We start from the raw sequence: 24624 nt of genomic DNA, 5'->3' as shown, positions 1-24624 counted from the left end.
GTTTATTTCTGAATGACAGCTTTTATGATTGTCTGGTCAGAATACTTTTTGCTTGGAGCAGTGTCGGTGATGATGCAGCAGCTTCGAAGATCTGAAAAAGTAACGGAGCTTACAACACCAAACTTGGTGTGATCTGCCAGGACGTAGGAGAGGTAGGTGTGCTTGATTGCCTCAGCTTTAACCAGTGCCTCGTCCACATCAGGTGTGGTAAAACCTGCAGGAACGGAGATTCCGTTAGTACCCATAAATGACTTGGTAAAATGGAATCTTGAAAGTGCCTCCACGCAGTCAGGACCGATAACCGCCTCTGTAACGGGCTTGATTCGTCCGCCTATTATCATGGTTGAAAGTCCTAGCTCAAGCATTCTCTTTGCATGTACGATTCCGTTTGTTATGTACTTTGCATTTTTATTGGTGATGTGATCGATAAGATGCAGAGTAGTGGTACCGGAATCAATGTAGACAAAGTCGTTGTCCTGTATGAGTGATGCGGCATACTCTGAAATCAGATCCTTTTCCTGAGTGTTGCGGCTTGCCTTTTCAGCAACGGTAGGTTCAACGGTGTTGACATCCTTGGCCTTAAGAGAAGTAGCACCCCCGAAAACCTTGATAATCCTGCGTTCATCATGAAGTACTGACAAATCTCTGCGTATGGTTGCTGCAGATGCATCAAGAGCATCAACCAGTTCCTGAACGGTAGCAGCATTATGCTTTTCTATATAAGCTACGATTTCGTTTCGTCTTTCTTCTGTGAGCATTTTTGATCATCCCCTATTCAATATTCATACTCTGAAATCAGAATAGCATCACAAATAATCAAAGTCAATCAAAGAAAATCAATATACGCGAATAAAAATAACCAAAATTATCAGAAAAGATTATAAATAATCACTAACGCTCAAAATTAACTCAGGACAAAATAATCGATAATAGTGAAAGCTTTTTCTATACATTAAGGTTTTAAAACATTTAAAATATACAATGAGGTAGGCATGAACTTTTTACATTAGAGAAGGAGTACAAAAATGGGAAATCTTACCTGGGCTGAAGATGCCCTTTCAAAGGTGATTAAAAAAGAAAAGCAGGTGGTAGGAAGAAATTATGATAAGCTTCCTTACACTGCTAAAAACCACGTTTTTGATGATAAATCAGAGGATAACGTGTGCTGGTGGACCAATGGTTTCTATGGTGGAATGCTGTGGCAGCTATTTAGGGAAACCGGTGATGAGGAATATGAGAGAGCAGCTAAGAGGATTGAGGAAAAGCTTGATGCCAATTTCCTTCAGTACAACGGAATGGATCATGACAGCGGCTTTAAGTGGCTCCTTACAGCTGTTGCCAATTACAGGTTTACAGGAAATGAGCAGTCAAAAAACAGAGGACTTCTTGCTGCAGCAAATCTGGCAGGTCGTTTTAATGTAGAAGGAGAGTTTATCCGCGCCTGGAATGACTGGGGCGATGACAGGGATACGAGGGGCTACGCCATAATTGACTGTATGATGAATTTACCGCTTCTTTATTGGGCAAGCGATACGGTGGATGATCCGAGATTCAGACAGATAGCCGTAAGACATGCTGACACTGCCATGGACTGGTTTATCAGAGAGGATGGTTCATCAAGACACATCGTTGAGTTTGGTTTAAACGGCGAAGGTTTTGTCAGAGAGCATGGAGGTCAGGGCTACGCTGAAGGTACAGCCTGGACAAGAGGTCAGACCTGGGCAATTTATGGCTTTGTAATGAGCTATATTCATACAGGTGATTTCAGATATCTTGAGACTGCAATGAATGTGGCTGATTTCTTTGTAGCGCATATTCCTGAAAGCGGGCTGATCCCTGTTGATTTCCTGCAACCGGCGGAACCTGCCTATGAGGATTCGACAGCTGCTGCAATAGGTGCCTGCGGACTAATGCATCTTGCAGATGAGCTTTCAAAAGCTTTAGAAAGTGCAGATAGTTCAGAGCTTCCTGAAATGATCAAAAACGCTCACGGGGTAAAATACAGCGATGCAGCCATAAAAATACTTAAGACTCTTACAGAGAAACGCTGCGATTTTGATCCTGAACATGATGAGCTTCTTATTAACTGTACAGCGGCTTACCATGACAAGGAGCATCATTTCCCCATCATTTACGGTGACTACTACTATATAGAAGCCCTTCTTTATCTTTTGGGAAGAGGCGAGTATTTGTGGTGACTTAGAGCTTGCATAGATTACCCGGAGGAGAATTATGACTGAAGATTTGAACATGAATTCCAAAGAAGTATTTCAGGTAAAAGAGCCTGATTATGAGCTGAGCCCCTATACGGGAGTTACAAGAAAGCACTGGATAGATGCAGGAGTCTATCTTTTAAGAGGACTTTTTGAAAATCTAAAGAGTATAGACGATGCACCTGTTGTGCCAAGAACGGAAACAGAGGTGACATATCCTCACCTGAACTCAGATGAAGGAAGGCGCGATGCTGAGAGAAGAGCTGAGATTTTCGAGGGACTTACCCGTACTTTTTTCATAGGCTCTGTACTTATTCATGAAAATCCTGAAATCGAGATTGGCGGAATAAAGCTCAGGGATTACTACAGTGAGCATATTCTTCGTGCGCTTACAATTAAGGACAGTGATGAATATGTGAGCACCTATGAGGAGCTTATGGCCATAACGGGAAGTAAAGATCCCACAAACTGTTTCCAGCAGACTGTTGAGACCTGTGCTCTGGTAATAGGTCTTTGGGCCTGCAAGGAAGAAATCTGGGACAGATATTCTAAGGAAGAAAGAGATTCTATAGCAACTTTTCTTAAAGGCTATGCCCATGCTGCAACCGTTCCTCAGAACTGGCGTCTTTTCAATATGCTGGATATGGCATTCCTTTATATGGAAGGATATGAGATCGACGAGCATGTGATGAGAGAGCATGCACAGGCAATTCTTTCCTATTATGTAGGGGATGGCTGGTTTAGGGATGGCCACAGCTTTGATTACTATTCCTGCTGGGCATTTAATGTATATGCGCCTATATGGAATCTATGGTATGGCTATGAAAATGAGCCCTATATCGCTGAGAAATTTGAAGAAGCTTCAAATAAGCTGATGGAGACCTATCCCGACTTCTTTGACGGGGATGGCTATACCATGATGTGGGGAAGAAGCTGTATTTACCGCTTTGCGGCAGTAAGTCCTCTTGATGCAAATTTCCTTCTGAAGAACCCTAAGGCAGATCCCGGAAGAGCAAGAAGAATCTCATCGGGTTCACTTTTGCAGTTCCTCACAAGGGATGACTTTTTGGAGAACATGGTTCCTGCCCTTGGTTTTTATGGGCAGTTTACTCCTCTTGTACAGGGATATTCCTGCGCAGAGTCCGTTTACTGGATTGGAAAAGCGTTCCTTTGCCTGCATCTGCCAGCAGATCATCCTTTCTGGACGGCAAAAGAAAATAACGGTGACTGGGATAAAGACAGTGTTAAAGTAACTACCCTTGATGGCCCTGCCCTTAGCTTTTCAAATCATCCTAAAAACAAGACAACAATCTTAAGAACAGGCAAGGTTGTTAAGGATGGAAGCGACATCCACGGAATGTGGAATTACAGTAAGCTTTCCTTTAATTCAAAATATCCCTGGGAGTCTGCTCCTGCTGAGGATGTAGAGTCCATGCAGTATGTGCTTACCGATGGCACAACGGGAGATATGGACAGATGCAATGTGACATTCTGGGGTGGTGAAAAGGACGGAGTTTTATATAGAAGACAGTTCTTCAATTACAGGCTTGAGACTGAGTGCCACTGGTTTAATGCGGTTAATCTTGCAGATTTTCCTGTAAACTACGGCATTATAAGAGCAGACAAGCTAAGGCTTTTCAGACCGGATGTGACAATAACTCTTGGAGCATACGGTTTTCCTGATAATGGAAGCACACAGGCGATACGCAGAGAAAAGAAGGTTAAGATATCATCAGGCATAACAGGCGAAGCAAAGGAAATAACGGCAAAGGCAATAATCCTTAAGGGGCATGATAGTCAGGGCAGAGAGAAGCAGCTTGCCATGACTGTTTATACCGGCTTCTATGATCTTGAAATCATAAAGAGCACCGGCACCAATCCCGACAGTGAAAAATCTGTTATTATATATGGAAAGTATTATAAGAAAAACCTCTATGACAGCTCGGAGGATTATGTACTGATCTCACAGACCATCACAAAAGAGAGCCATGAAGATTTTGGTGAGGATGAGCTTTTCCCTATAAAGGAGATCGTATACTCAGACAAGGACATGACAGGAGCTTACGGATCTGTAAGCATAACTTTAGCAGACGGAGTCTCAAATAAAGCGCAGTACGATATAAATTACGAGCTGCTCGAGGGCAGAATGATGCTTTAAGAAAAAATAAGGCGGTAAGTAATGAGTATAAAAGCAGTATTATTTGACCTTGACGGAACACTTATAGATACAGAGAGATGTTATCAGATAGTCTGGCCCAAGGCAGTAGCCCACTTTGGCTTTGAGATGACAAGGGAGCAGGCACTTATGCTAAGAAGCCTTGGAAGGCCCTTTGCACCAAGACAGTTTAAAGAGTGGTATGGTGACAGCTTTAATTACGACGAAGTAAGAGCCTACAGGAAGGAGCTTTTCGAAGAGCTGATTGCAAGGGAAGGTCTTAAGCTAAAGCCCTACGCAGAGGAAATCCTTAAGTACCTTAAGGAGCGCGGAGTGATGATTTCCACCGCCACAGCTACAGACGAGGAGCGCACCACCAGGTATCTTACAAAGGTGGGACTTCTTGACTATTTTGATAAGATTTGCTGTGCTACACAGGTAAAAGAGGGCAAACCTTCCCCTGATCTGTATTTGTATGCAGCTGAGCAGGTAGGCTTTTCAAAGGATGAGTGCATAGCCGTTGAGGATGCGCCAAACGGTGTAAAATCTGCGGCGGCAGCAGGCATCAGAACCATTTATATACCTGATACCAATGATGACGAAGCGGCAATTGACGGGCTTTATTATAAGAAGATGAATAATCTCTTAGAACTTAAGCAGCTTTTTGAACAGTGAAGGTCCAAATAAGGGCATAAATATGAACTTTTTCGCCCGATTAGGTAATAGAAAATTTATATTTAATATCCCGAATCTTTCTTTACACTTTTTAGTTGGTAGACTAAAATATATGTATACGCGAGTTCTTACGCGGTTCTGAATCGAAAACAGAAACTAAAATAGAGGGGTATTATATGGATCAGGCATTGTCTAATGAACAAATCGATACTATTGGAGAAATCGCCAATATCAGTATGGGTAATTCTGCGACTACCCTTAGTATGATGGTTAATCGTAAGGTTGATATTACGACACCTAACGTTTCTGTCATAAAAAGAAGTGAATCACTTGATGATTATGCGAAGACCTGTGTGTTTGTTCAGATTCATTATGTAAAGGGACTTACAGGTAATAACGTTCTCATTTTGAAAGAAAATGATGTTAAAGTAATGACCGATCTGATGATGGGCGGAGACGGTACCAATACCGCCGGTGATATTTCAGAACTACACCTTAGTGCAGCTTCTGAAGCGATGAATCAGATGATGGGAGCAAGTGCCACATCTCTTTCAATGATGCTTGGTGTTCCTACCGACATCAGCACGCCTATTGTAAATAAGATTGATGTAGACAGTGTTAAGATTTTTGAAAAGAGTTTTGAAACGGAATATGAGTATTTTGTAAAAATAGCTTTCAGAATTACTATCGGAGATCTTATAGATTCAGTTATGGTTCAGCTTTATCCGGTTCAGTTTGCCCGTGAGATGTGCGCGAAATTTATGGCAAATGAAGCGGAGAGTTGATTTAATGAACAAAGCAGAAGTACTTGAAATACGTAAACAATTCACACCCGACAGATGCACGATCGATCACATCTGCGGGTGTTATGTTGATTACGAGAAAAATAAGCGTCTTGTTTTCAAAAAGGCGTTTGGTTCTATTCCGGAAGAGGAGATGTTTAAATATCTTGATATCTTCAAGCATACTCTTTCCGGTGTCTTCGGAAGAAGTCTTATAGGTCTTGAATTCCCGGTTGATCAGGAGGTTGAAGGTGGTACCCAGGAGTTTTTGCTGCGCCTTCGTGACAGCCATCTTGAGGATGATTCACTCATTGATGAATTCTACGACAAAATAATAGCTAATTATTTCTACGGCGAGAATTATTTAATAATCCTTGTACATGCGATTTATGATATTCCGGGTATCACTAAGGATGGAATAGAGATGGAGGATTCCTCTGATAATATCTATGACTACATCCTTTGCAGCATCTGTCCTGTTAACCTGTCCAAGGCTGCTCTTGGCTACAACGAGAGGACAAATGAGATAGAGGACAGATTCCGTGACTGGGTTGTAGACGGCCCTTCAAAGGGATTCCTTTTCCCTGCATTTATTGATAGGAATGCTGATATCCACAATATGCTTTACTTCACCAAGAAGCCTGAGGATCTTCAGCCTGAGTTTGTGGAGGCGCTTTTTGGAGGAAGATCACCCATGTCAGCTCCCCAGCAAAAGGACCTTTTCAATACACTTGTCGAGGAAACAATCGGGGATCAGGCAGATTATGATGTGATGCGTAACGTTCACGAGAATCTTGCATCCATGATGGAGGATCATGAGGACGATGATGAGCCCTTCGAACTGGGAAAAGAGGATGTTAAGCATCTTCTCAAGGACAGCGGTGTATCAGAAGAGCGCATGGAATATTTTGATCAGAATTACGAGAAGATCGCCGGTGAAGAGGAGATGCCTTTTCTTGCGACTAACATTGCAAGCACAAGAAAATTCGATATCAAGGCTCCGGACGTTGTTATCAAGGTCAATCCCGACAGGACAGATCTGGTGGAGTCCAGAATAATAGATGGAAGACAGTGCCTTGTTATTGCAGTAGATGATCATATCGAGGTAAATGGCATTAACGTAAGGACGATTCTTCAGGGACAGTAAAGAGAGGACTTGAGTATGGTAAAAAAACTTTTAGGGGAATTACATGAATTTAAACTTCCCAGTATTCTTACTCCCATTTGTATGATAGGTGAGGTTATCGCTGAGATGATCATCCCTGTACTCATGGGAAGAATGGTGGATCTGGGAATAAACGGCGGGGATATGGCATACATCGTTAAGACAGGTGTCATAATGATTCTCGTTGCGCTGTTTGGCCTTTTATCAGGTATAGGCGGCGCGGTATTCGGAGCAAAGGCATCCACAGGCTTTGCCCGCAACCTTCGTAAAAAAATGTTTGATAACGTTCAGACATTTTCTTTTGCAAATATCGATAAGTTCTCATCTTCAGGTCTTGTAACAAGACTTACAACAGATGTAACGAACATTCAGAACGCATTCCAGATGATACTTCGTATGGCAATGAGAGCGCCAGCTTCCATGATCGTAGCAATGGTGATGTCATTTATCATCAGCGCAAAGCTTGCAAGCATTTATCTGGTTGCTGTAATTTTTCTTGGCATAGTAATAGTGTTCATCATGAATAATGCCACCAAGTACTTTAAGCAGGTATTTGAAAAGTACGACAGCCTTAATGAAAGCGTTCAGGAGAACGTATCAGCTATCAGAGTAGTTAAGGCATACGTTCGTGAAGAGTATGAAAACAATAAATTCAAGATAGCTGCTCTTAATATCTACGAGATGTTTGTAAGAGCAGAGAAAATCGTTACACTGAACAGCCCTATCATGACAGGTACCGTATATGCCTGCATCCTTCTTATAAGCTGGGTGGGTGCGCACATGATAGTTGCAGGAGAGCTTACTACAGGTGAGATGATGAGTCTTCTTACCTACTGTATGAACATCCTCATGAGCCTTATGATGCTCTCCATGATCTTCGTAATGGTTACAATGTCACAGGCAAGTGCCAAGAGAATTGCAGAGGTTATAGATGAAAAGACAAGCCTTGGCAATCCTTCTGATCCCATTATGGAAGTTAAGGATGGAAGCATTGACTTTGAGCATGTTGATTTTGCATATTCAAGCGATTCAGAGGAGCCTGTACTTAAGGATATAAACATAAGTATCAAATCCGGCGAGACCATCGGAATCATCGGTGGAACAGGTTCTGCAAAATCATCTCTTGTTAACCTTATAAGCAGACTTTACGATGTCACCAAGGGAAGCATCAAGGTAGGCGGAGTTGACGTAAGAGACTACGATATGGAAGCTCTTAGAAATCAGGTATCCGTAGTTCTTCAGAAAAACGTCCTCTTTAGCGGAACAATCTACGATAACCTTCGCTGGGGCGATGCAAATGCAAGCGAGGAAGAGATTAAGAGAGCCTGCAAGCTTGCCTGCGCAGATGAGTTTATAGAGAGATTCCCTGACGGTTACAACACAGTTATAGAACAGGGCGGAACAAACGTATCAGGCGGACAGAGACAGAGACTTTGTATAGCAAGAGCTCTTCTTAAAAAGCCCAAGATCCTTATCCTGGATGATTCTACAAGTGCTGTTGATACAGCTACAGATGCCAAGATAAGAAAGGCTTTTGCGGAGGAAATCCCCGGTACAACCAAGCTTATTATCGCACAGAGAATTTCCAGTGTTCAGGAGTGCGACCGAATCATTGTTATGGATGATGGTAAGGTTAACGGATTTGGAACACATGATGAGCTTGTTAAGAACAATGAGATTTACAAGGAAGTTTATGAATCCCAGGTTGGCAGCAGCGGCGATGCTGATTTTGATGAGCCAAGCTGATAGGAACCTGCGAGATAATCATTACTTCATTGTTTACATAGGAGGAATTTCCACATGGCAGAAGAGAAGGTAAAAGAGGTACGAGGCCCCGGCGCAAGACGCGGAATGGGACCAAGACCCAAGATAAAAAATCCAGGAAAATTATTTAAAAGGCTGATGTCTTATGTATTTAAAGACTACGGCATTCACATGATACTGGTAGTTGTCTGCATCATCCTTACGGTTGTTGCAAGTGTACAGGGAACTATGTTCACAAAGACCCTTATCGACAGCTACATTACCCCTATGATAGGGCAGGAGAATCCTGATTTCGGACCTCTTGCAGGAGCTATCGGCAGGGTAGTAATATTCTACGCACTTGGCGTAATTGCAGCATTTGTTCAGGCCAGACTGATGATCTATGTGGGCCAGGGAACCCTCAAGAATCTCAGACTTGAGCTTTTTGAACACATGGAATCACTTCCAATCAAATACTTTGATACTCACGCTCACGGCGATATCATGTCAATCTACACCAACGATATTGATACCCTGAGACAGATGATCTCTATGAGTATTCCTCAGATGCTCAATAGTGCCATCACTATTGTCAGCGTGTTTATCTCAATGGTAATCCTCAGTGTTCCGCTTACGATAGTAACTATCTTGATGGTTGCCATCATGCTTTTTGTAACTGCAAAAGCAACGGGCGCTTCAGGTAAAAACTTCGTAGCACAGCAGAAGAACCTGGGTACACTTAACGGATATATTGAAGAGATGATGACAGGACAGAAGGTAGTTAAGGTATTCTGTCATGAGCAGCAGGCTATAGAGAAGTTTGACGAACTCAACGAAGAACTTTTCCAGAGTGCATACAAGGCTAACGTATTTTCAAATATCCTTGGCCCTATAAATACTCAGCTGGGTAACCTGAGCTATGTAGTATGTGCTATTGTGGGCGGTGCCATTGCTCTTAATCAGTATCTTGGATTCACAGTTGGCGGACTTGCAAGCTTTTTGACATTCAACAAGAATTTCTCAATGCCTATAAACCAGGTGTCCATGCAGTTTAACAGTATAATCATGGCTCTTGCGGGTGCTGAGAGAATTTTCGCTCTCCTTGATGAGAAGCCTGAGACAGATGAAGGCTACGTAATGCTGGTTAATTCCAAGATGGTAGATGGCAAGATTGTAGAGTCTGATGAATTCACAGGACACTGGGCATGGAAGCATTACCACAAGGCTGAAGGAACAACCACATATCAGCCCATGGAAGGTGATGTTACATTTAACGATGTGGACTTTGGTTATACCGATGAAAAGATGGTTCTTCACAACATCGTGCTTCATGCTAAGCCCGGACAGAAGATAGCACTTGTCGGATCTACCGGTGCAGGTAAGACCACAATTACTAATCTGATCAACCGTTTCTACGATATTCAGGATGGTAAGATCAGATATGACAATATCAATATCAACAAGATCAAGAAGCCTGACCTTAGAAAATCTCTTGGCATAGTACTTCAGGATACACATCTTTTCACAGGTACTGTTGAGGAGAATATCCGCTACGGTAAGCTTGATGCCACCCATGAAGAGGTAGTTGCAGCCGCAAAGCTTGCAAATGCCCACAGCTTCATAAAGCGTCTGCCTGAGGGGTACGACACCATGCTTACAGGTGATGGCGCAAATCTTTCACAGGGTCAGAGACAGCTCCTTGCAATTGCAAGAGCGGCTATTGCCAATCCGCCTGTACTTATTCTTGATGAAGCTACAAGCTCAATCGATACCCGTACAGAGAAAATCGTTCAGGACGGTATGGACAAGCTCATGAGTAACAGAACAACCTTTGTCATTGCTCACCGTCTGTCCACTGTAAAGAACAGTGATGTTATCGTAGTACTTGAGCAGGGCCGCATCGTAGAAATGGGTAACCATGACGAGCTTATCGCTAAAAAGCAGCGTTACTATCAGCTTTACACCGGTAACAAGCCTGAGATGGTTACAGCTTAAAGCCCGAGTATAAAAAAGAATAGCAAAATTAAAGCCTCTGTGCCTTAAGGAAAATATCCTAAAGGTACAGAGGCTTTTAGTTTTGGAGAATTAGAGGGCTGATCATTTCATTACAGGAAGTCTTTGATCAAGCTCAATGCGGTCATCATGGGTGACAACGCGATAGGATGTGACCTTGTATGCGGGCTCATCCATGGAATCCGGATAAGTGGGTATTATTGTGATATCCAGAGTCTGAGTATCGTTTATGGGGAAGCTCTCTGAGAAGCTTTCTGCGCCAACCATGTTGTAGAAGGCATCCTCTGAAGATGAGAGCATATAACTGTTGGTTAAGGATGATCCTGTTCTTGCTATGAAGGCATTGGCTTCATGACAGGCATCATAGTAGCTGTTACAGCGCTGCTTCATTTTACTGCTAAGAACAAAATCCGCTCTGGAATTAACAAGAGTCAGGGTGGCAAAGGATATAAGGCCCAGAACCATGAAAATCAGCATTATGGAAGCTGCGCCTATATGTGTTGAATTTATTGAATTACGGCCCATCTGTTTCTGCCTCCATGTCACCGATATAGTAGTCAACGCTCCTGGACATGATAAGAAGTGGATCTGAAAGAGCAGGAGCTTCAGCGATTATCTCATCACCCGGGAGATTTAGAATGTAAATATCTCCCTTAAGGGCGTTGCCTTTATATTCAGCTGTGCTGCCACCGCAGTCGCTGTAAACTTCTGAAGCGGGTAGCTGTGAAACTGTCAGCAAAAGCTCATATTTTGCCCCCTCCGGAGCACCATCGCTCAGGGGAAGTTCAATGATTTCCCAGTCTTCATCAAAAAACATAACCAGAGTCCCGATTTCTGGATTCTCTTCAAAGGAAACAAGGATTACGGATGATTCTGAGTAAAAGTCAGCTATATCACGAAGATTTCCTTTTTTGCCATTGAATACCTCTGCCAGATTCTGAACCCACAATACTGAATTGTTTATGCCGATTGATTCCTGAGACAGGAGATGGGCAGACACAAAAAGGCGCACGCAAATAGTGCTGGAAACAGCAAAAAACAAAATGGCTATTATGAGCTCCATAAGAAAGAGACTTGTTTTGTTGTGCTGATTACTGTTCATGCGTCTACTTGTCCTTTTTCAGACCTTTTGGAAGTTACAAAGGTTATTTCTTCGCCATCGGTTAATACCACAGTTATGCGGAGAATTCCGCCTCCTAAGGTATCAATCTCAAGGCTGTCGATATCCATAATTTTCTGACCGGTTTCCGGCATGAGATTTTCTACGTCGGCTCTGGCTTTTATTTCCATAAGAGCGCCATCGTAGTCATAGATATAGGTTACATAGTCTTTTCCGCCTTCCGTACTGTCGATGCGGATGGCACCTGATTTGTTGAAGGTATCTGTTGAAACATTGCCCTCTGAATCGTTCTGTCTTAGTTTTTCTGTGATATAAGCATAAGCGGTTCTTCTGTCATAGTTTTTTTGCATGACGGAAACACCCCTGCTGTAAATGCTTGAGCCGATGGCGATCAGCATGAGGGCGCTCATGGCAAACAAAAACAGCAGAGCTACGACGAAGATCATATCGATTATGTGTCTTTCGTGGCTTTCCTTTTTCATAAATAATTACAAATCCTTCTTTGCATCACCCTGTATGCGGATGATTGTGACGTCAGGGTAGATATTTGCACCTATGGGCCTGTAGTCCACAAAGAACAGCTCCTTGTCGTAGATAAGACCATAGTGCTGCTCAAGGTAATCAAGACTTGGAGGATAGACTCCTTCAAGGCAGTAGCACTGGATTATGTCCCTATCTATAGCCTCGGACAGGCTGGTTTCCTGCTTGTCGATATTGGAGGTGCTAAGCTCATTTACGCCGTTCCAGAATATGAAAATAAGAACGACGATTATAAGAGTATAACCAATCTTTGAGATGGTTCCGGATATTCTGTTGGCTCGTTTTCCGATATAAATCTCTTCCATTTAATTTCCTAACTTAACCTATAGATGACATGATTCCCATAAGAGGAAGAATTACTGATAACAGAATCATTCCAACTACCAATGAGAGAATGATTACGAGAGTGGGCTCAAGTACTGCAATAAAAGCATACATTTTGCGCTGTGTTTCCTCGGCATAGCGGTTGGCAATCTGCTTCATTACGACATCCATGGAGCCGGTGGTGAAACCGATGGAAACCATTCTGGAGTAGAAGCGGTTAAGGATTCCGGATGCCTGCAGTGCCTCAGGAAAGCTGCTGCCGTTTGCTATGAGGGAACGACAGGTATCTATTTTGGCGCTCATTGACTCAGAATCAACAAGGTTACTTACAAGCCTTAAGCCTTCGTAGGTATCCATGCCGCTGGAAAGTGTCAAAACCATGCCGTTGGCAAATCTTGTGGTTGCCACCTCGTCATAGAGTTTTCTGATGGGCGGAATATGCATTCCTATTTTATGGAAAACTTCACGGCCCTTATTGGTTTTAACAAAGAATACGCACAGGGCTGCATTTAATGCCAGAACGATTATGAAAACAGCGGAATAGTTTTTTAGGGTAACTCCGATACTGAGAAGGGAGTTGGAAAAACTGTTCATGCTGGTTCCAAGCTGCGCAAAAACCTGACCGAATACAGGGAGTACACGGGTGATCAGAACAATGATAACCACAAGCATCATACCGATCATGATAAGAGGATAGGAGATTGCTCCTATGATGTTCTGTCTGATGGTATCTTCACGCTCGTAGTAATCTGCAAGGGAGTCCATGACAAGATCAAGATCTCCGGACTCTTCGCCTATCGTGACCATATGGATCACATAGCCGGGGAAAGCTCCTGACATCTGCAAAGCGATGTGGAATTTTTCGCCGGAATGAAGTATCTGCAAAATGGTCTTAAGGATCGAATCATCACCCTCAAACTTAAAGTCCTGAAGCATGATCTCGATGCTTTCTGCAGGGGCTATTCCTGCTTTTATAAGAAGAGCCATCTGTCTGCAAAAAACTGATATTTCATATTCTGAGAATTTCTTTGAAGAGGCTTTCATATCGTGTCTCCCTAATAAATATATTTTGTCTTGTAATTTTCTCCATCGCCGATGAAGTTGGCCAGTTTCTTGGTATCTGTGGTTGAAGCAAAGGTGGGATCCATAAGTGACCACTCTTTACCGTCAAATTGGATCATTCCGTTTATCCAGCCGATGTCCTTTATATAAGTGCTGAGCCATGCATGGTATGCAGTTCCTGCGTAGCCGACCTCCATTCTGGTGGGGATTTTCTGGCTCCTTAACATGGCTGTCATCAGAACTGCGTAGTCGATACAGATTCCTTTTCCTGTGGTGAGAACTTCGTCGATCTCAGGAAGATATCCGCTTTCAACGGTTTCTGCTTCGTGATAGTCGTAGGTCATGCTGGTGATAAGTGCGTTATAAACATTGGACACCACATCGAGATCGGTATTGGCGCTATAAGCCAGGTACTCGGCATAATCTATAGCCTGATTGTCCGCATTAAAGGTTACGTACTGATTGGGATAGAGGAAGGGTAAAAACTCATCATCCAGCGTAGCCTCTATCTCCTGGGTAAATACGGTTGCGTACTGGAGACCTTCGATGTTCTCAAATACTGATATCAGATAGGTTCCGTTACCTGCCTGAAGAGGGAATACCTCATCTTTTCCGCCATCCGTCGCCATATCGTAGGTGTAGGTGATCTCATCCGGGCCCGTGATCCTCAGCTTAACTTTTCCTGATTCTCCGGTGTAATGAATGATTACGTAGCCCTGATTAGTGTTGGATGCATCTACATGAGCATATTGATTCTCGTAGACTTCTTTGCCATCAGCTGTTGGAACAAGACAGAGAGGAGTATTGTCGCGGCTTCCTTTGACCAGAAGTGAAGTGTCGTAATTAGTGGAATCCGCCATAACCTCGGCTGCGTGTTTCCTGTCGATGTCAAGGGCGTGTCCTTCAGGAAGAGCAAAAAGCAGGATCGGTGAAGTGAGGATAAGTATCAGCATGGAAAGGCATAAGCAGATACAAAAATCCATAGTATCCATTCTGGATTTAAGAGATTTGTCATACACTGCGCCATCAAAGGAGAGCAGAAAGTGCGTGTCTTTACCCTGGGAGCCTATCACCTCTGCAAGAGCGCCGATGACGTCTTCTTCTTTTATATGAAATTTGTGTTTGCGATTTTTCTCATATTTCATTCTGTGCCATTATCTGCTTCATGAAGCTGTAGTATATGATTCCTTGCGCTCAAAAGATGGTTTTTTACAAGGTTTTTGCTGACGCCGAGAGCGTTAGCTATAGCTTTTTCATCAAGCTCTCTTATGTCATATAAAAAAATGATCTGCTGTTCTAAAAAGGGAAGGGATGAAAAATCATCGGGATTGAACAGCTCGTAGACTTCACTGCTGCATCCGTTCATGGTTTTTCTGTAGCATACATCAAAGGATATCCTTCGAAGCCATGCGCTGAATAAAGAAGGATCCTTTAGTGATAATATGTCATTTAAGACATTTTCATATATTTCCGTAACGGATTCAAGGGCTTCCTTGTCATCACCGAAAACATGCCTGCAGTAATTGAAGGTGTCATCCACGGTGAGACAGTAGAGCTTTGCAAAGCTCTCGGTATCGTCATTCCACATGTCCATTACGAGCTTTTGTAATTCTCCGGAATGGTCTTTGCTAAACATAAATGCTCCTAGTCAAGAACCTTTGAGTCTGATTCGTATTTTCTGTAAACTGCTGCGATGAGCACATAGAAATGCTCAGGAGAGATCTCATCCCCAAGAATCTGTGAATATCTCAGGCGAATGGGAATCTCGGAATTTAGGGTATTGTGGTTGTGAAGTCTTTTGCCCAGCAATTCCAAAAATGAATCGATGGATGTCTGGGTGCAGTTTTCAATCACAACTATGAATTCATTACCACTGTTTCTGCCGATTAGGCCGTATTGCATGCCCACAGATTCAAGTATGGTGCAGAAGGTGGAGATTGCTTTATCACCGCCTGCGCGTCCGTTTTTGTCGTTCAGCTCCTTCAGGTTGTCAAGTTGCATCAGCACGCAGCCAAGGTGAAGAAGCTTTTCCGGAGAATCGTATTTTGATGAGATTCTGTCGATACTGAATCTGTTGGGGAGACTGGTGAGCTTATCAAGGAAGGACAGGTCACTTAAGTCTTTTACAAAATCTATATTTTTCTTCATCAAAATAAAATCCATTAGAATCGCAAGGAAGCCGATTATAAGGCATAGCCATGTGATTATGAATGTGATCATAAAGATTATGTCGCCTGTGACAGAAGCCCTGAATTCGGAATTTAAAATCAGGATCAGAAGATATGAGATGCTAAGTATTATTAAAATCGCCATCATTATGATCTTGGCGAGTCGTATTTTTTTTATCATGCTGCGTTTGTAAGGCATTTGCGCTCCCTTCAAAAGCCGATAATAGCATATTTTCTTATTTAAATATTATAAAGGATAGGCAGTTTAATGAAAATGCGAAACCATTAACTATTGCTAAAGATATTTTAAATTATTCGGAAAATCATGCATGTAATAGATGTTTTACAGTATAATGTCAAAAAGAGGTGACATGATGATATTATACGCGGTGATTGTGGCATTACTGATACCGGCAGGTATTTTTGTATACAGGTATGTGGTAATGTGCGGGAAAATAAAGAAAAGATTGAAAGCTCTTGGCACAGCGCAGAAACAGCTTACTTTCCCAAAGAGCCTGCATCTGATACAGCTACAGGACATGCTCTATGAGAAAGAAACTGAGATGGCAGAGGAGTACTTCATAACAAAGTTCTAAGACTTAAAGTTTGATGAACTCCTGCTTTCTTTGACTGAACTTTGCATAGTGAGTAAAGCCGCAGGCTTTAACCATTTCTGTGGCTACATCGAAACAGCCTGCAATATGCTCCGGAACATGGGCATCAGAACCAAAGGTGATGATATCACCGCCAAGCTCACGGTAGCGAATAAGAATATCCTTTGAAGGATTTGGATTTGCAAGTGCATTTTTTGAGTACAGGGACTTGGTGTTTACATCAAGTCCTTTTCCGTTTTCTATAAGGTGCTTTAAGATTGCATCGAGAATATCTGCATAATCTGCGTATCTGTAGTTTTTATCAAAGGATGGCGCATAGCGGACAATATAATCAAGGTGCCCCAGAACGTCATAATTATTGAACTTTTCAAGGTTTTCCAGGGTGGACTCAAAAAACTCAAGGAATGCCTCTTTTTCAGATCTTCCTTCATAAAAAGAAGGATAGTAGGGATCTTTTCTGTGGCATACATGATTTGACGCAATGACAAAATCAAAGGGATAGGAATTTATATAGTCATTGTTTTTATCTGAAAGGTGCGGCTGCATACCAATCTCTATGCCCCAGTTAAGCTCGATTTTTCCTTCATAGGCAGGCTTTAAGGAAAGGAATTCCTGACGGTAAGCCTCCGTATTTACCTCAAAACCATCAGGCGGATTGTCAGGCATATCAGGGTAGTCAAAATCGTTGTGCTCTGTAAAGCATATAGCAGAAAGTCCTTTCTGAATGGCGCTTTCAATCATGTCCTTCATGGGAGCATCGCTGTCCCCTGAATTGTGTGTGTGCATATGAAAATCTGCTGGAAGTGAATTTATCATTATAATTCTCCGTGGGTGTGAATCTTTTTTGCCAAAACACATTATACAGCATTAGGCATTATGATACAGAGAAAAATCCATAAGTTTGCAAGGATCATACATGTGGCAGATGTTTATGATGCGCTGACATCTAAGCGTGCATACAAGGATTCCATGAATCCCGCCGATGCAATAGAGTACATAATGGCAAACGTTAAGCTGGATAGCGGCACAGTTGTAGATCTTATGAATAAACTTGATATTACAATTTTGCAAATATTGAACACTTGATGATTTATTTGCGTTTTTGCCTAAAGATTACTTGAAAAATCTGATAAAGTCAGATAAAATATATTTGCTGTCAAATTTTTGACAATCACATGTAAAGAATTAGTAACAGCAAATAATTTTAATATCATTTTAGGAGGACTTAAAATGGCAGTAAAGGTAGCAATTAATGGTTTTGGCCGTATCGGTCGTCTTGCATTCAGACAGATGTTTGAGCACGAGGGAACAGAGATCGTAGCAATCAACGATCTTACAGATCCTAAGATGCTTGCACACCTTCTCAAGTATGATTCTTCTCAGGGTAAGTATAAGTACGCTGACAAGGTATCATTCAGCGATCACTCAATCACAGTAAATGGTAAAGAGATCGAGATCTACAAGGAGGCTGATGCTAATAACCTTCCTTGGGGCAAGATTGGTGTAGACGTAGTTCTTGAGTGTACAGGTTTCTACACATCAAAGGATAAGGCTCAGGCACATATCAACGCTGGTGCTAAGAAGGTTGTTATTTCTGCTCCTGCAGGAAATGATCTTCCTACTATCGTATATAACGTTAACCACGAGACACTTACAGCTGATGATAACATCATCTCTGCAGCTTCTTGTACAACAAACTGCCTTGCACCTATGGCAAAGGCTCTTAACGACTATGCACCTATCCAGTCTGGTATCATGGCAACAATCCATGCTTACACAGGTGATCAGATGATCCTTGACGGACCTCAGAGAAAGGGTGACCTTAGAAGAGCTCGTGCAGGCGCTGTTAACATCGTTCCTAACAGCACAGGTGCTGCAAAGGCTATCGGCCTTGTTATTCCTGAACTCAATGGCAAGCTCATCGGCGCTGCTCAGAGAGTACCGGTTCCGACAGGTTCAACAACACTTCTTTTCGCTGTAGTTAAGAGCAGCACAGAAGTTACTAAGGACAGCATCAACGAGGCTATGAAGAAGGCTTCAGATCCTGAGACATTCGGTTACAACGAGGATGAGATCGTATCTTCTGATATCGTTGGAATGACTTATGGTTCACTCTTCGATGCTACACAGACAATGGTTACAAAGATTGGTGACGATCTCTATGAAGTTCAGGTTGTTTCATGGTATGACAACGAGAACTCATACACATCTCAGATGGTTCGTACAATCAAGTACTTCGAGAAGTTCGTTAAGTAATTTTTGTCTGAACTTTTAGAGAGATCTTATGTGAGGTCCGGTCCACTAGGACCGGACCTTGTTTGTTTCATTATTAAAATTCCAGGAGGAAAAAACAAATGGCACTTAATAAGAAATCTGTTGATGATTTCAGCGCAAAGGGCAGAAGAGTACTTGTTCGTTGTGACTTCAACGTACCTCTTAAGAATGGCGAGATCACAGACGAGACACGTATCAACGCTGCACTTCCTACAATCAAGAAGCTTATCGCAGATGGCGGCAAGGTTATCCTTTGCTCACATCTTGGTAAGGTTAAGAATGGCCCCAACGAGGGCGAGTCTCTTGCTCCTGTAGCAAAGAGTCTTTCTGCTAAGCTTGGCAAGGATGTTAAGTTCGTTGGCGATTACAACGTAACAGGTGCTGATGCAACTGCTGCTGTTGAGGCTATGGGTGAGGGTGATGTTGTTCTTCTTCAGAATACACGTTTCCGTGGCAAGGAAGAGACAAAGCCTTCAGATGCAGGCGAAGCTTTCGCAAAAGAGCTTGCAGATCTTTGTGATGATTATGTATGTGACGCTTTTGGTTCTGCTCACAGAGCACACGCTTCTGTAGCTGTTGTTACAAAGTATGTTCGTGAGAAGGGTGGCAACTGTGCAGTTGGTTACCTTATGCAGAAGGAAATCGACTTCCTCGGCAACGCTGTTGAGAACCCTGTACGTCCTTTCGTAGCAATCCTTGGTGGTGCTAAAGTTGCTGATAAGCTCAATGTTATCAATAACCTCCTTGAGAAGTGCGATACACTTATCATCGGTGGTGGTATGGCTTACACATTCCTTAAGGCTAAGGGATATGAAGTAGGTCTTTCTCTTGTTGATAACGAGAAGATCGATTACTGTAAGGAAATGATGGAGAAGGCTGAGAAGAACGGCAAGCAGCTTCTTCTTCCCGTTGATACAGTAGTATCAGGCGGATTCCCGGATCCTATCGACAATCCTGACATCGAGACAGCTATCGTTGAGTCCAATGCAATTCCTGCTGATAAGGAAGGCCTTGATATTGGCGTTAAGACAAGAGAGCTTTTCGCAGATGCTGTAAAGAATGCAAAGACTGTTGTTTGGAACGGACCTATGGGTGTATTCGAGAACCCTGTACTTGCTGAAGGTACAAAGGCTGTTGCTAAGGCTCTTGCTGATACAGATGCTACAACCATCATCGGTGGTGGTGACAGTGCAGCAGCAGTTAACCAGCTTGGTTTCGCAGACAAGATGAGCCACATTTCAACAGGTGGTGGCGCTTCACTCGAGTTCCTTGAGGGTAAGGAGCTTCCCGGCGTAGTTGCAGCGGACGATAAGTAATCACCTGGCGAGGTATTTTCGAGCCTGGTGTACTACTTAGTTCGATCGAGCGTGAGCGAGAGTCGAACTTCCTTGTGAATAATAAATTTGTATTTGAAGCCTAAATAAGTCTTGAGAGAGGAAAACAAAATGGCACGTAGAAGAATAATTGCCGGTAACTGGAAGATGAACAAGACTCCCAGTGAGGCTGTAGCTCTTTGTGCAGAGCTTAAAGATCTTGTAAAAAATGATGACGTTGACGTAGTTTACTGCGTTCCGGCTATCGATATCGTACCCGTAGTTGAGGCTGTTAAGGGTACAAACGTACATGTAGGAGCAGAGAACTTCTACATCGTTGACAGCGGTGCTTTCACAGGCGAGATTTCAGCTCCCATGCTGAAGGATGCAGGTGTTGAGTACGTTATCATCGGTCACTCAGAGAGAAGAGATATCTTTGGTGAGAATGATATTCTTATCAACCAGAAGGTTAAGAAGGCATTTGCTTCAGGTCTTACACCTATCCTTTGCTGCGGTGAGTCCCTTGCACTTCGTAAGGCTGACACCTACAAGGAGTGGATCGAGAGACAGATCACATGGGATCTTGATGGTGTAACAGCTGATCAGGTTAAGAAGCTTGTTATCGCTTACGAGCCTATCTGGGCTATCGGAACAGGCGAGACAGCTACAGCTGATCAGGCTGAGGAAGTTTGCGGACTTATCCGTGAGCTTATCGCTAAGCTTTATGATCAGGCTACAGCTGATGAAGTTCGTATTCAGTACGGCGGATCAATGAATGCCGGCAATGCTGCTGAACTTCTTTCAAAGCCCAACATCGATGGTGGTCTTATCGGCGGCGCTTCACTTAAGCCCGACTTCGGCAAGATCGTTAACGCTTAATAAAATAAGCTGATTAAGATTTATGAAACGGATTCAATTTGGAGCCAATTTCAAATTGAATCCGTTTTTAGCAGTAATCAGGAGAGTATTATGAAAAAAGATAACATTATCTTAATTGGAATGCCCACATCGGGTAAAAGCACAGTGGGCGTCATTCTGGCAAAGGTTCTTGGCTATAATTTTATAGATTCGGATATTGTGATTCAGGAAAAAGAGGGCCGCAGGCTTTCCGAAATTATTGAAGCGGAAGGCGTTGATGGCTTTATAGATATTGAAAATAGAGTAAATGCCGGCATTGAAGCTGAAAAGACTGTCATCTCAACCGGCGGCAGCGTGGTTTATGGTGAGGCCGCCATGCTGCATTACAAGGATATCGGAAAAGTGGTATATCTGAAGATAGATATGGAGGTTCTTACAAAGCGCCTGAGAGATGTGAAGCAAAGAGGCGTTGTAATGAAGGAAGGACAGACCATATCGTCCCTGTACGACGAGCGTTGTGAACTTTATGAAAAATATGCTGACATTATCATAGATGAGAAGAACAACACCATGGAAGAGGTGCTGTCCGATGTTTTGGCGGCGCTGTTCTGATATGGCCTGGAGGAGATGAAATGGAAAGAAGAAAAATAGTAGCCGGAAACTGGAAAATGAACATGACACCTGCCAAGGCAGTTGAGCTTATTGCAACACTTAGACCCCTTGTAGAGTCAAGCGATGTTGATGTTGTTTTCTGCGTGCCGGCAATTGATATAGTTCCTGCACTTACAGCAACCCGTGGAACAAACATTGAAATCGGTGCTCAGAATATGTACTTTGAGGAGAGCGGTGCATATACAGGTGAGATTTCACCTGAGATGCTTGAAGGAGCAGGTGTTAAGTATGTCATTCTTGGTCACTCAGAAAGACGTGAGTACTTCCATGAGACAGATGAAGAACTTAATAAAAAGGTAAAGAAAGCCTTTGAACACGGTCTTACTCCTATTCTTTGCTGCGGTGAGACTCTTTCGCAGAGAGAGATGGGCGTAACTTTGGACTGGATCAGAATGCAGATAAAATCAGATCTTGCAGGTGTCGATGCAGCTGATGTTGCTAAAATGGTTATTGCATATGAACCGATCTGGGCAATTGGTACAGGTAAGACAGCAACAACGGAGCAGGCTCAGGAGGTTTGCAAAGCTATCCGTGACTGTATTGCAGATATTTATAATGATTCTACAGCGCAGAGCGTGCGCATCCAGTATGGCGGATCTGTTAACACAGGAAATGCGTCGCAGCTTTTTGCGCAGCCTGATATCGATGGCGGACTTGTAGGCGGAGCATCCCTTAAGCCTGAATTTGGAAAAATAGTGAACTGTAAATAAACCATACTTCGCTTATTAGTGCGCATATTGAGTTATAATGTTTTAGCATTCTTTTAATGATTATTTAATAGATTTAGATGCGATAAGTCGTATATTATTAATATGATTTATTGCATTTAAATCTTTTTTTATTATGGAGGCAAAAGAGAATGGCTAAGAATGATGCATCTGAAAAGGTAAAGAGTAATATCAGTTTTAAAGACAGCATTAAGACCAAGCTGATAACGGTAATGATTCTGGCAGCTGCTATTCCATTGATAGTAGCAGTAATAGTAAGCTATAAGACATCAACTGATAAGGCCATGGAAGATGCCCAGGCTTCTCTGGAGTGGCAGGCAAGGTATTTATCCGGTAAATTTGTGAATATTTTGGATGCAAATATGAACATGATTAGGAGTATTGCAGGTAACCCTACAATTATTAATTATGTAACAGGAGAGGCAGGTATACCTGAAGATGCTGTAATTGCTACACTGTCTGAATGTGATGCAATTCTTGATGATGGAGATACTACTGTAATCACAGGTGCAGACGGCCAGCAGCTTGCCAGAGCAAAAGGTGATCTGGTCAATGTAGCTGACAGAGAATATTTCCAGAAAGCAATTGCAGGATCAATATATGTTTCTAATATTCAGATCAGTAAGACTACAGGAAAACGTATTATAACCTTTGCAGTTCCTATAAAGAATGGCGATTCAATAATTGGTATTGTTCAAAGAAACTTCGATTTGAATAATTTCCATGAAATGCTGGAAGCTGAAGCGGAAGATGCTTTCCTTGTTGACAGAGAAGGTATGGTAGCTGCTCACTCTCAGTATGAGATTGGTGAAGGCGCTCATGAAGAAGAAAGCAGAGCTCAGTCAGAATTCATGACATCCGGCAAGACCAGCGGTTTCTACTTAGATGATACAGGAAAAGGATATGTGGCTTATGTAGTAGAGCCTAAATCAGAGTACCGTGTTTGCTCAGCAACTAATTCCGATAAGGTTCTTTCCGCTGCAAGAAAATCAGCTACGATAGTGATAATTGTTGGTGTGATTCTTCTTGTAATGGCAATTGCCGTTTCCTTTATGATGGCAAATAGTTTTACCAGTCCGATAGCAGCTGTTGGTGCTTCACTTAAAGCGCTGGCAGATGGCAGATTTACTAAGGTGGATAAATTCGATGCCAGAAAGGATGAGTTCGGAGAAATTTCAAGAGATATGAACTCAGTTATAGAAACACTGGATGATATTGTTTCAAATATTAAGGAATCTGCATCCGGTGTAGGCACATCATCACAAGAGCTGGCTGATATGGCTAATCAGATTTCCCAGACAGCAGAGGATGTATCCAATGCGGTTCAGGAGATTGCATCAGGTGCTACACAGCAGGCTGATGAGATTCAGAGTGCTTCTGAGAACGTAGGCAGAATCGGTGACGCTGTATCCGATGTGCAGAATTCTACAGGAAACCTTTCAACCCTTGCTCAGAAGATGAAGGAAGCATCAGAAGTTTCCAGTAGATCCCTTGCATCCTTGCAGGATTCTTCATCTGATATGACTAATAAGATCGATGATATTTCCAATACTATTTCCGCTACACAGGAAGCAGTATCCAATATCAATGACAAGGTAGAAGGAATTGCATCTATCGCGACGCAGACCAACCTCCTTTCACTTAACGCTTCAATTGAGGCTGCAAGAGCAGGCGAAGCAGGTAAGGGCTTTGCGGTTGTTGCTGAAGAGATCGGTAAGCTGGCTGATGATTCCAAACAGATGGCTGATGACATCAGACGTGAGATGGATATACTTCTGGAACAGAGTAATGCGGCTGTTTCTGCAGCAGCAGATGTTAAGCAGGGGAACATGGATCAGCAGATTGCTCTTGGAGAGACCCTTGAAGCTGTTAACGGAATGCTGGAGGATATTGGCAGTACTGTCGGCGGCGTAGACCTTATCTCTCAGGGTGCTGATACCTGTGATTCTTCTAAGAATGCTGTTGTAGATACTATGAGTGCTCTTTCAGCTATCTCTGAAGAAAATGCAGCATCCTCAGAGGAGACCGGTGCTTCCATGCAGGAGCTCTCTGCAACAGTTACAACTCTTGCATCCTCTGCTGACGGACTTAAGAGTATTGCTGAGAAGCTCAACGAAGATATGAAGTTCTTCAAATAATTTGATTAATAAAAAATAGATGTATATATAGCTGCTCCCGATCACAAGGTCGGGAGCAGTTTTTGTA

At 42.7% G+C, this 24624-nt stretch carries 25 protein-coding genes; 15 read left to right on the top strand and 10 right to left on the bottom strand.

All coding sequences use genetic code 11. The annotated features are described in order from the left end of the window. Window positions 1–2: 2 nt before the first annotated feature. The gene (locus tag G610_RS0106280) at window positions 3–758 is read right to left on the bottom strand and encodes a DeoR/GlpR family DNA-binding transcription regulator (protein ID WP_026524120.1); all 756 of its coding nucleotides are present in this window, start codon (window positions 756–758) and stop codon (window positions 3–5) included. 267 nt (window positions 759–1025) lie between these two features. Here G610_RS0106280 and G610_RS0106275 point away from each other — a divergent pair, with 267 nt between their 5' ends. The 7 genes from G610_RS0106275 (at window position 1026) to G610_RS0106245 (ending at window position 10728) form a co-directional block, all read left to right on the top strand. Further along, the gene (locus G610_RS0106275; RefSeq protein WP_026524119.1) at window positions 1026–2198 is read left to right on the top strand and encodes a glycoside hydrolase family 88 protein; all 1173 of its coding nucleotides are present in this window, start codon (window positions 1026–1028) and stop codon (window positions 2196–2198) included. A 34-nt stretch (window positions 2199–2232) separates the two neighbouring features. Next, the gene (locus G610_RS0106270) at window positions 2233–4371 is read left to right on the top strand and encodes a DUF2264 domain-containing protein (RefSeq protein ID WP_242829620.1); all 2139 of its coding nucleotides are present in this window, start codon (window positions 2233–2235) and stop codon (window positions 4369–4371) included. 21 nt (window positions 4372–4392) lie between these two features. Beyond that, window positions 4393–5043, top strand: a complete 651-nt coding sequence (locus G610_RS0106265) for an HAD family hydrolase (protein ID WP_026524117.1) — start codon at window positions 4393–4395, stop codon at window positions 5041–5043. 110 nt (window positions 5044–5153) lie between these two features. Then, complete coding sequence (gene fliY, locus G610_RS19940; RefSeq protein ID WP_330368101.1) at window positions 5154–5828, top strand: flagellar motor switch phosphatase FliY; 675 nt, start codon at window positions 5154–5156, stop codon at window positions 5826–5828. A 4-nt stretch (window positions 5829–5832) separates the two neighbouring features. Continuing rightward, window positions 5833–6972, top strand: coding sequence for a DUF4317 domain-containing protein (locus G610_RS0106255; protein ID WP_026524116.1), 1140 nt, complete (start codon window positions 5833–5835; stop codon window positions 6970–6972). Between the two features lie 15 nt (window positions 6973–6987). Next, on the top strand, window positions 6988–8736 hold the full coding sequence (locus G610_RS0106250; protein WP_026524115.1) for an ABC transporter ATP-binding protein: 1749 nt from the start codon (window positions 6988–6990) through the stop codon (window positions 8734–8736). 54 nt (window positions 8737–8790) lie between these two features. Beyond that, window positions 8791–10728, top strand: coding sequence for an ABC transporter ATP-binding protein (locus G610_RS0106245; RefSeq protein ID WP_026524114.1), 1938 nt, complete (start codon window positions 8791–8793; stop codon window positions 10726–10728). 102 nt (window positions 10729–10830) lie between these two features. On the opposite strand, the gene G610_RS0106240 is transcribed toward G610_RS0106245, so the two are convergent. Genes G610_RS0106240 through G610_RS0106205 form a run of 8 tightly spaced genes read right to left on the bottom strand, consistent with a single transcriptional unit; the run spans window position 10831 to window position 16159 of the window. After that, window positions 10831–11271, bottom strand: a complete 441-nt coding sequence (locus G610_RS0106240) for a hypothetical protein (RefSeq protein WP_026524113.1) — start codon at window positions 11269–11271, stop codon at window positions 10831–10833. Then, window positions 11261–11848 (bottom strand): hypothetical protein, encoded by a 588-nt coding sequence (locus G610_RS0106235; protein ID WP_026524112.1) that lies wholly within the window; start codon window positions 11846–11848, stop codon window positions 11261–11263. The genes G610_RS0106240 and G610_RS0106235 overlap by 11 nt, the downstream gene beginning before the upstream one ends. After that, complete coding sequence (locus tag G610_RS0106230) at window positions 11845–12348, bottom strand: DUF4860 domain-containing protein (protein WP_026524111.1); 504 nt, start codon at window positions 12346–12348, stop codon at window positions 11845–11847. The genes G610_RS0106235 and G610_RS0106230 overlap by 4 nt, the downstream gene beginning before the upstream one ends. A gap of 6 nt (window positions 12349–12354) precedes the next feature. Beyond that, window positions 12355–12711, bottom strand: a complete 357-nt coding sequence (locus tag G610_RS0106225) for a hypothetical protein (protein ID WP_051197727.1) — start codon at window positions 12709–12711, stop codon at window positions 12355–12357. 13 nt (window positions 12712–12724) lie between these two features. After that, a complete protein-coding gene (locus G610_RS0106220; protein ID WP_026524109.1) occupies window positions 12725–13774 on the bottom strand; it encodes a type II secretion system F family protein in 1050 nt (349 codons plus the stop codon). 11 nt (window positions 13775–13785) lie between these two features. Beyond that, the gene (locus tag G610_RS0106215; protein ID WP_051197726.1) at window positions 13786–14937 is read right to left on the bottom strand and encodes a transglutaminase-like domain-containing protein; all 1152 of its coding nucleotides are present in this window, start codon (window positions 14935–14937) and stop codon (window positions 13786–13788) included. Continuing rightward, complete coding sequence (locus G610_RS0106210) at window positions 14934–15428, bottom strand: RNA polymerase sigma factor (RefSeq protein WP_026524107.1); 495 nt, start codon at window positions 15426–15428, stop codon at window positions 14934–14936. Before G610_RS0106210 ends, G610_RS0106215 begins: the two co-directional genes overlap by 4 nt. Before the next feature lie 8 nt (window positions 15429–15436). After that, a complete protein-coding gene (locus G610_RS0106205; RefSeq protein ID WP_026524106.1) occupies window positions 15437–16159 on the bottom strand; it encodes a GGDEF domain-containing protein in 723 nt (240 codons plus the stop codon). 172 nt (window positions 16160–16331) lie between these two features. Here G610_RS0106205 and G610_RS0106200 point away from each other — a divergent pair, with 172 nt between their 5' ends. Beyond that, entirely contained in the window at window positions 16332–16556 is a 225-nt protein-coding gene (locus G610_RS0106200; protein ID WP_155830973.1) for a hypothetical protein, read from the top strand. 3 nt (window positions 16557–16559) lie between these two features. Here G610_RS0106200 and G610_RS0106195 read toward each other — a convergent pair whose 3' ends face one another. Beyond that, window positions 16560–17390: a histidinol-phosphatase HisJ family protein gene (locus tag G610_RS0106195; RefSeq protein WP_026524104.1), complete on the bottom strand. Its 831-nt coding sequence runs from the start codon at window positions 17388–17390 to the stop codon at window positions 16560–16562. A gap of 60 nt (window positions 17391–17450) precedes the next feature. Between G610_RS0106195 and G610_RS0106190 the strand changes: the two genes are divergently transcribed. From G610_RS0106190 to G610_RS0106160, 7 genes are all read left to right on the top strand, one after another. Next, a complete protein-coding gene (locus G610_RS0106190; protein WP_026524103.1) occupies window positions 17451–17660 on the top strand; it encodes an HD domain-containing phosphohydrolase in 210 nt (69 codons plus the stop codon). Between the two features lie 144 nt (window positions 17661–17804). Further along, window positions 17805–18830 (top strand): type I glyceraldehyde-3-phosphate dehydrogenase, encoded by a 1026-nt coding sequence (gap, locus tag G610_RS0106185; protein ID WP_026494260.1) that lies wholly within the window; start codon window positions 17805–17807, stop codon window positions 18828–18830. Between the two features lie 98 nt (window positions 18831–18928). Next, window positions 18929–20164, top strand: a complete 1236-nt coding sequence (locus G610_RS0106180; protein WP_026524102.1) for a phosphoglycerate kinase — start codon at window positions 18929–18931, stop codon at window positions 20162–20164. A 129-nt stretch (window positions 20165–20293) separates the two neighbouring features. After that, on the top strand, window positions 20294–21040 hold the full coding sequence (gene tpiA / locus G610_RS0106175; RefSeq protein ID WP_026492432.1) for a triose-phosphate isomerase: 747 nt from the start codon (window positions 20294–20296) through the stop codon (window positions 21038–21040). Window positions 21041–21130: 90 nt separating this feature from the next. Next, complete coding sequence (locus G610_RS0106170) at window positions 21131–21631, top strand: shikimate kinase (RefSeq protein WP_026524101.1); 501 nt, start codon at window positions 21131–21133, stop codon at window positions 21629–21631. Window positions 21632–21651: 20 nt separating this feature from the next. Further along, a complete protein-coding gene (tpiA, locus tag G610_RS0106165) occupies window positions 21652–22401 on the top strand; it encodes a triose-phosphate isomerase (protein WP_026524100.1) in 750 nt (249 codons plus the stop codon). Between the two features lie 149 nt (window positions 22402–22550). Next, a complete protein-coding gene (locus G610_RS0106160; RefSeq protein ID WP_026524099.1) occupies window positions 22551–24557 on the top strand; it encodes a methyl-accepting chemotaxis protein in 2007 nt (668 codons plus the stop codon). Window positions 24558–24624 lie beyond the last annotated feature (67 nt).

It is taken from the genome of Butyrivibrio sp. MB2005, assembly GCF_000424285.1.
Lineage (GTDB): Bacteria > Bacillota > Clostridia > Lachnospirales > Lachnospiraceae > Butyrivibrio.
This window is presented reverse-complemented; position numbering and strand designations above follow the sequence as displayed.

Coding starts and splice junctions, on each gene's coding strand:
- tpiA (WP_026524100.1), top strand. CDS start 21,652: ATGGAAAGAAGAAAAATAGTAGCCGGAAACTGGAAAATGAACATGACA.
- G610_RS0106215 (WP_051197726.1), bottom strand. CDS start 14,937: ATGAAATATGAGAAAAATCGCAAACACAAATTTCATATAAAAGAAGAA.
- tpiA (WP_026492432.1), top strand. CDS start 20,294: ATGGCACGTAGAAGAATAATTGCCGGTAACTGGAAGATGAACAAGACT.
- G610_RS0106205 (WP_026524106.1), bottom strand. CDS start 16,159: ATGCCTTACAAACGCAGCATGATAAAAAAAATACGACTCGCCAAGATC.
- G610_RS0106195 (WP_026524104.1), bottom strand. CDS start 17,390: ATGATAAATTCACTTCCAGCAGATTTTCATATGCACACACACAATTCA.
- G610_RS0106275 (WP_026524119.1), top strand. CDS start 1,026: ATGGGAAATCTTACCTGGGCTGAAGATGCCCTTTCAAAGGTGATTAAA.
- G610_RS0106255 (WP_026524116.1), top strand. CDS start 5,833: ATGAACAAAGCAGAAGTACTTGAAATACGTAAACAATTCACACCCGAC.
- G610_RS0106280 (WP_026524120.1), bottom strand. CDS start 758: ATGCTCACAGAAGAAAGACGAAACGAAATCGTAGCTTATATAGAAAAG.
- G610_RS0106240 (WP_026524113.1), bottom strand. CDS start 11,271: ATGGGCCGTAATTCAATAAATTCAACACATATAGGCGCAGCTTCCATA.
- G610_RS0106160 (WP_026524099.1), top strand. CDS start 22,551: ATGGCTAAGAATGATGCATCTGAAAAGGTAAAGAGTAATATCAGTTTT.
- G610_RS0106210 (WP_026524107.1), bottom strand. CDS start 15,428: ATGTTTAGCAAAGACCATTCCGGAGAATTACAAAAGCTCGTAATGGAC.
- G610_RS0106220 (WP_026524109.1), bottom strand. CDS start 13,774: ATGAAAGCCTCTTCAAAGAAATTCTCAGAATATGAAATATCAGTTTTT.
- G610_RS0106270 (WP_242829620.1), top strand. CDS start 2,233: ATGACTGAAGATTTGAACATGAATTCCAAAGAAGTATTTCAGGTAAAA.
- gap (WP_026494260.1), top strand. CDS start 17,805: ATGGCAGTAAAGGTAGCAATTAATGGTTTTGGCCGTATCGGTCGTCTT.
- G610_RS0106235 (WP_026524112.1), bottom strand. CDS start 11,848: ATGAACAGTAATCAGCACAACAAAACAAGTCTCTTTCTTATGGAGCTC.
- G610_RS0106225 (WP_051197727.1), bottom strand. CDS start 12,711: ATGGAAGAGATTTATATCGGAAAACGAGCCAACAGAATATCCGGAACC.
- G610_RS0106170 (WP_026524101.1), top strand. CDS start 21,131: ATGAAAAAAGATAACATTATCTTAATTGGAATGCCCACATCGGGTAAA.
- G610_RS0106230 (WP_026524111.1), bottom strand. CDS start 12,348: ATGAAAAAGGAAAGCCACGAAAGACACATAATCGATATGATCTTCGTC.
- G610_RS0106245 (WP_026524114.1), top strand. CDS start 8,791: ATGGCAGAAGAGAAGGTAAAAGAGGTACGAGGCCCCGGCGCAAGACGC.
- G610_RS0106265 (WP_026524117.1), top strand. CDS start 4,393: ATGAGTATAAAAGCAGTATTATTTGACCTTGACGGAACACTTATAGAT.
- G610_RS0106180 (WP_026524102.1), top strand. CDS start 18,929: ATGGCACTTAATAAGAAATCTGTTGATGATTTCAGCGCAAAGGGCAGA.
- G610_RS0106250 (WP_026524115.1), top strand. CDS start 6,988: ATGGTAAAAAAACTTTTAGGGGAATTACATGAATTTAAACTTCCCAGT.
- G610_RS0106190 (WP_026524103.1), top strand. CDS start 17,451: ATGATACAGAGAAAAATCCATAAGTTTGCAAGGATCATACATGTGGCA.
- G610_RS0106200 (WP_155830973.1), top strand. CDS start 16,332: ATGATGATATTATACGCGGTGATTGTGGCATTACTGATACCGGCAGGT.